Genomic DNA, 4940 nt, shown 5'->3' with positions numbered 1-4940 from the left:
CGCGAGGTCGGTCTTGCCCGTGCCCGCAGGCCCCTCGACGAGCAGCGGCTTGCCGAGCACCGACGCCAGGTACACGGTCGTGGCGATCGCGTCGGACGCGAGGTAGCCCTGCTGCGCCAGGCGATCCTTGACGTCCTGCACCGAGCTGAAGTTGGTCGTGGCCATCGTGCCCCTTCCGGCGATCGTGCCTACCATCGTGCCGTGGGAGCTTTCGAGGTCGTGCGCGAGGTGCCGATGGAGCCCGCCGAGGTCTTCGCGCGGCTCACCGACTGGGAGCGTCACGGCGAGGCCGTGCCCCTCACGCGGATCCGTCGGACGGAGTCCGGGTTCGTGGCCCGCACGGGCGTGGGGCCGCTCGGGTTCGACGACGTGATGGACGTCGTCGCCTGGGACCCGCCACGCTCGTGCCGCATCGAGAAGCGCGGCCGGGTCGTGAAGGGCACGGTGGGCGTCCCGCGCTTCGCGGCGCGCCTGGAGGAGGCTGCGGGTCGGCGGCTGTTCGGCCGCGTGGTCGACCACCTGCTGCGCACCTAGACTGCCCGCATGGGCACCAGCGAGCAGTCGTACACCGCCGAGGCCGAGGCCCTGGAGATCTGCCGTGACCTGATCCGGCTCGACACCTCCAACTACGGCGACGGCAAGGGACCGGGCGAGCGCAAGGCGGCCGAGCACGTCGCGGCCCTGCTGGCCGACGTCGGCATCGAGTCCGAGATCGTCGAGGCCGCGCCGGGTCGGGCGAGCGTCGTGGCGCGCTGGGGCGACCAGACCTCCAGCCGCGACGGTCTCCTCGTGCACGGCCACCTCGACGTCGTCCCGGCGCAGGCCGCCGACTGGACGGTCGACCCGTTCGCCGGCGAGGTCCAGGACGGCTACCTGTGGGGCCGCGGCGCGGTCGACATGAAGGACTTCGACGCCATGCTGCTGTCGGTGGTGCGTGCCCGTCAGCGGGCCGGCGTCGTGCCGGAGCGCCCCGTCACGCTCGTGTTCACGTCCGACGAGGAGGCCGGCGGACGCGAGGGCGCCCACTGGCTCGTCGAGCACCGTCCGGACCTGTTCGAGGGCTGCACCGAGGCGATCGGCGAGGTGGGTGGCTTCTCCGTCGAGGTCGGGGGACAGCGGCTGTACCTGATCGAGTCCGGCGAGAAGGGCATCAGCTGGATGCGGCTGCGGGCGCGCGGCACGGCCGGGCACGGGTCCATGCGGCAGAGCGACAACGCGATCACCCACCTGGCGCAGGCGCTCGCGGCCATCGGCGAGCACGCCTGGCCGGCGACGCCGGGACCGTCGATGCAGCTCCTGCTGGCCAAGATCGCCGAGCTCACCGGCGACGACGCGCAGGACCCCGACACGCTCCTCGAGCACGTCGGCCCGGCCATCCGCATGCTCGGTGCCGGCCTGCGCAACTCCACCAACGCGACCATGCTCGAGGCCGGCTACAAGCACAACGTCGTGCCGGGGGAGGCCATCGCCTACGTCGACGGCCGCTACCTGCCGGGACACACCGACTCCTTCCTGCCGGCCGTGCAGGAGATCGTCGGCGACCGGGTGGACGTGGAGCCCTACATCGTCGACCGCGCGCTGGAGTACCCGTTCCGCGGCGACCTCGTCGACGCGATGACGGTGGCCCTGCACGCCGAGGACCCCGACGCGCACATCGCGCCCTACCTGATGTCCGGCGGCACCGACGCGAAGGCGTGGGACAAGCTCGGCATCACCTCCTACGGCTTCACGCCGCTGCGCCTGCCCGGCGACCTCGACTTCACGGCGCTGTTCCACGGCGTCGACGAGCGCGTGCCGGTCGACGCCCTGGAGTTCGGCGCGCGGGTCTTCGACCGGTTCCTCGACCTCGCCTGAGGCCGGGATCCCGGCGGAAGATCGTTCAGAGCGTCGCGCGGACGCGGATGATCTTTCGTCGTAGCCGAACAGTGCGGTGGCCGGAGCGGTCCTTGCGGAGCCGGTCGATCTCCCAGCCCTGGAACTCCGCCGCGTCGGTCAGGAGCCGGCAGACGGCGTTGCGCGACTGCGTCCGCGGGATCGAGAAGTCCCAGAACTCGTACTCCACGGCACCTCGTCGCATGCTCACCTCTCGTCCTCCCAGGTGTGGGGCGCGGACACGTCGTCCAGCGCCGCGATGATCTCCGTCGGCAGCTCGAGCGCGTCCGAGCCCAGGGCTGTGCGCAGCTGCGCCGTGGTGCGCGCGCCGACCAGCGTGGAGGCCACCGTCGGGCGGTCGCGGACCCAGGCGAGTGCCACGTGGGCCGGTGCGGCGTCGAGGCCCTCTGCGGCCCGGACGACGGCGTCGACGACGGGCGCCAGGTCGGGGCCGAGGTACGGGGCGACGAAGCCGCTCCACTGGCTCGACGCGGCCCGCGAGTCGGCCGGCGTGCCCGTCCGGTACTTGCCGGTCAGCACGCCGCGCGCGAGCGGGGACCACGCGAGGTGCCCGAGCCCGAGGTGCTCGGCCGCAGGGACGAGCTCCTCCTCGACGGTGCGGTTGAGCAGCGAGTACTCGACCTGGTGGGCGACGAGCAGCGGTCCGAGCGTGCGCGCTGCCGTCGCCGCGGCCAGGCCCACCTGCCAGCCGGCGAAGTTGGACACCCCGACGTAGCGGACACGGCCGGTCGTCACGGCGTGCTCGAGGGCGGACAACGTCTCCTCCCATGGCGTCAGCGGGTCCCAGGCGTGGAGCTGCCAGAGGTCGAGGTGGTCGGTGCGCAGTGCGCGCAGCGACGCGTCGAGCTGGGCGAGCAGGTGGCCGCGGGAGGCGTCGGTGACCGCGTGGCCCCGCCGGAACCCGACGACGCCCTTGCCGGCGAGCACGACCTGGTCGCGGACCCCGCGCTTGGCGACCAGGTCGCCGACCAACGCCTCGGCCCGGCCCTCGCCGTAGACGGGAGCGGTGTCGATGAGCGTGCCGCCGGCGTCGAGGAACGCGTCGAGCTGCTCCTCGGCCTCGACCTCGTCGACCTGGGAGCCGAAGGTCATGGTGCCGAGACCGAGCCGCGAGACCCGCAGCCCCGAGTGACCGACCTGACGCTCCTGCATGCCAGCACCCTAGACCGCAGGTCCACACCGGAGGTCTAGGCTCGCAGGGTGGATGTCCTGCGATCTGTCGTGCTCGGCCTCGTCCAAGGGCTGACCGAGTTCCTCCCCATCTCCAGCAGCGCGCACCTCGCGATCGTTCCCCGCTTCCTCGGGTGGGACGACCCCGGCGCGGCGTACACGGCGGTCGTGCAGATCGGCACCGAGCTGGCCGTGGTCCTGTACTTCTGGAAGGACATCTGGCGGATCGGCACCGGCTGGCTGCGCGGTCTCGTGTCGTCCGACGCGCGCGCCCTCCCGGAGTGGCGGATGGGTTGGTTCGTCATCATCGGCTCGATGCCGATCGTGCTGCTCGGGCTCGCGCTGGAGAGCCTGATCGACCGGCAGTTCCGCAACCTGTGGGTCATCGCGACGATGCTGATCGTCCTCGGCATCGTGCTGGGTGTCGCGGAGCGCGTCGGGCGGCGCACCCGCCCGATCGAGCAGCTCACCTGGACCCACGCGGTGGCGCTGGGCCTCGCACAGGCTGCCGCGGTGGTCCCGGGCGTCTCGCGCTCGGGCGCGACGATCAGCATGGGCCTGCTGCTGGGCTACGAGCGCGCCGCGGCCACCCGGTTCGCGTTCCTGCTGGCCATCCCCGCGGTGGTGGGCGCGGGTCTCTACAAGCTGAAGGACGTGCCGGGCGGGGAGAACGCCTACGGCTGGGGTCCGACCCTGATCGGCACCGTCGTGTCGTTCGTCGTGGGTCTCGCCGTCATCCACTGGCTCCTGCAGTACGTGAGCAAGCACTCGTACGCGCCGTTCGTCGTCTACCGCATCGCTCTCGGCACACTCGTGCTCGCGCTCCTGGCCTTCGGGGTCATCGGAGCGGGAGTCTCGGCGTCGGTCTAGCGGCTGCGACCTCCCAGGCGTCGTCCTAGGGTCGGGACATGACCCGTCCCACCGCGCTCGTCACCGGAGCCACCCGAGGGATCGGCCGCGCCGTGGCCGAGGACCTCGCCCGTACGCACGACGTCGTCCTCGTCGGACGTGACGTCGAGGAGCTCGACGCGGTGGCGTCGGGTCTCGAGGGCTCAAGCGTCCTGGCGCTCGACGTCGCGGACGCCGACGCGGTCGACGCGGCGTCGTTGCCGGAGCGTCTCGACGTGCTCGTGCACGCGGCGGGCGTGGCGGTGAACGGCACGGTCGGGGAGGTGACGCGCGACGACTGGCGCTCGGTGTTCGAGGTCAACGTCTTCGGCGTCGCTCACCTGACGTCGCGGCTGCTGCCCACGCTGCGCGACGGGGGAGGGACGGTCGTGCTCGTGAACTCCGGCGCCGGGCTGTTCTCGACGCCCGGGAACGCGGTGTACTCGGGCAGCAAGTTCGCGCTGCGCACCTTCGGCGACTGCCTGCGCGAGGAGGAGCGCGAGCACGGCGTGCGTGTCGTGTCCGTGCACCCGGGGATCGTCGACACGGCGATGGGCCGGCAGGTGCTGGAGCGTGGCGACGGCGGCCACCCGGAACGGATGATCCAGCCCGCCACCATCGCCGCCGCGGTGCGCGTCGCCGTCGACGCCCCGCCCGAGGCGCAGTTCGAGACCATCTCCGTCCGCCCGACGCTGGACCCTAAGGGGGACTGAGGGCGGGGGACAGGGGGCCGTTCTGGTGCGCGGCCTCGGCTCACGCTGGGCGCCGTCTCCGCGCGGGCCTCGACCGGGCAGCTGGGCGCGACCTGGTCTGGGTTCTCGGGCCCTGGCGGGGCCTGGGTGACGCACGATTCTGCCTTGGTGTGGACCGTTCCACACGAAGGCAGAATCCTTCCCACCCGTCGCCCGCCATCGGTGGATTCCCCACCGCAGAAGCGCTCCTGCGGTTGCAGATCCACCGATAGGACGCGCCAACGCAGAAGCCTGGCC

The 4940-nt window shown here is 72.3% G+C and carries 6 protein-coding genes and 1 pseudogene; 4 read left to right on the top strand and 3 right to left on the bottom strand.

The window, feature by feature from the left end:
- Nucleotides 1-165 (bottom strand): annotated as a pseudogene (locus A6Q79_RS15125) (MoxR family ATPase); the annotation flags it as partial.
- 36 nt (nt 166-201) lie between these two features.
- Between A6Q79_RS15125 and A6Q79_RS15120 the strand changes: the two are divergent.
- Both A6Q79_RS15120 and A6Q79_RS15115 read left to right on the top strand, forming a co-directional pair.
- Nucleotides 202-534: an SRPBCC family protein gene (locus A6Q79_RS15120; RefSeq protein ID WP_317698703.1), complete on the top strand. Its 333-nt coding sequence runs from the start codon at nt 202-204 to the stop codon at nt 532-534.
- Nucleotides 535-543: 9 nt separating this feature from the next.
- Complete coding sequence (locus tag A6Q79_RS15115; RefSeq protein WP_067857530.1) at nt 544-1854, top strand: M20/M25/M40 family metallo-hydrolase; 1311 nt, start codon at nt 544-546, stop codon at nt 1852-1854.
- A 25-nt stretch (nt 1855-1879) separates the two neighbouring features.
- Here A6Q79_RS15115 and A6Q79_RS15110 read toward each other — a convergent pair whose 3' ends face one another.
- Nucleotides 1880-2077, bottom strand: a complete 198-nt coding sequence (locus tag A6Q79_RS15110) for a DUF5703 family protein (RefSeq protein ID WP_253024734.1) — start codon at nt 2075-2077, stop codon at nt 1880-1882.
- A gap of 2 nt (nt 2078-2079) precedes the next feature.
- Nucleotides 2080-3045, bottom strand: a complete 966-nt coding sequence (locus tag A6Q79_RS15105; RefSeq protein WP_286690232.1) for an aldo/keto reductase — start codon at nt 3043-3045, stop codon at nt 2080-2082.
- Between the two features lie 48 nt (nt 3046-3093).
- On the opposite strand from A6Q79_RS15105, the gene A6Q79_RS15100 reads away from it, so the two are divergent.
- Nucleotides 3094-3933, top strand: a complete 840-nt coding sequence (locus A6Q79_RS15100) for an undecaprenyl-diphosphate phosphatase (RefSeq protein ID WP_067857522.1) — start codon at nt 3094-3096, stop codon at nt 3931-3933.
- A 38-nt stretch (nt 3934-3971) separates the two neighbouring features.
- The gene (locus tag A6Q79_RS15095; protein ID WP_286690233.1) at nt 3972-4664 is read left to right on the top strand and encodes an SDR family oxidoreductase; all 693 of its coding nucleotides are present in this window, start codon (nt 3972-3974) and stop codon (nt 4662-4664) included.
- The last annotated feature ends 276 nt before the right edge of the window (nt 4665-4940 follow it).

Origin of the sequence: Aeromicrobium sp. REDSEA-S32_B7 (assembly GCF_001626145.1) — a bacterium.
Lineage (GTDB): Bacteria > Actinomycetota > Actinomycetes > Propionibacteriales > Nocardioidaceae > Aeromicrobium > Aeromicrobium erythreum.
Note: the sequence above shows the minus strand (reverse complement) of the source record. Positions and strands in the feature narration are given on the sequence as shown.

Coding starts and splice junctions, on each gene's coding strand:
- A6Q79_RS15115 (WP_067857530.1), top strand. CDS start 544: ATGGGCACCAGCGAGCAGTCGTACACCGCCGAGGCCGAGGCCCTGGAG.
- A6Q79_RS15110 (WP_253024734.1), bottom strand. CDS start 2,077: ATGCGACGAGGTGCCGTGGAGTACGAGTTCTGGGACTTCTCGATCCCG.
- A6Q79_RS15105 (WP_286690232.1), bottom strand. CDS start 3,045: ATGCAGGAGCGTCAGGTCGGTCACTCGGGGCTGCGGGTCTCGCGGCTC.
- A6Q79_RS15095 (WP_286690233.1), top strand. CDS start 3,972: ATGACCCGTCCCACCGCGCTCGTCACCGGAGCCACCCGAGGGATCGGC.